The organism is Shewanella sp. Isolate7, from assembly GCF_022398425.1.
Classification (GTDB): domain Bacteria; phylum Pseudomonadota; class Gammaproteobacteria; order Enterobacterales; family Shewanellaceae; genus Shewanella.
The window spans coordinates 1-559 of the sequence record NZ_JAKEVJ010000206.1 but is presented as its reverse complement, the minus strand read 5'-3'; the positions used below and the strand labels follow the sequence as shown (position 1 = coordinate 559).

The window sequence follows — 559 nt, the reverse complement described above, 5'->3', positions numbered from 1 at the left end:
GATACGTTGACATTGACCGTATTACTGCTCACGCCATCTTTTGATGCGGTTATTGTAGTCGTACCCACTTCAACACCAGACAATAAACCTGCTGAAGTGACCGTGGCCACATTGGCATCACCGGGCGTCCAGGTGACTGAGCTTGTGATCGGGGATGAGGTGCCATCACTGTAGGTGGCAGTCGCCACTAACTGCTCAGYTTGYCCCTTCGCCACACTGACAGGTGAAGGCGTCACTTGAATCGCGGTAATGACTGCTGCCGATACGTTGACATTGACCGTATTACTGCTCACGCCATCTTTTGATGCGGTTATTGTAGTCGTACCCACTTCAACACCRGACAATAAACCTGCTGAAGTGACCGTGGCCACATTGGCATCACCGGGCGTCCAGGTGACTGAGCTTGTGATCGGGGATGAGGTGCCATCACTGTAGGTGGCAGTCGCCACTAACTGCTCAGCTTGTCCCTTCGCCACACTGACAGGTGAAGGCGTCACTTGAATCGCGGTAATGACTGCTGCCGATACGTTGACATTGACCGTATTACTGCTCACGCCAT

1 protein-coding gene is annotated in these 559 nt (G+C 52.9%); it reads right to left on the bottom strand.

Annotated features, from left to right (window positions below; translation table 11 throughout):
• On the bottom strand, nucleotides 1–559 hold a 559-nt coding region (locus L1D47_RS21045; RefSeq protein WP_239886649.1), incomplete at both ends, for an Ig-like domain-containing protein.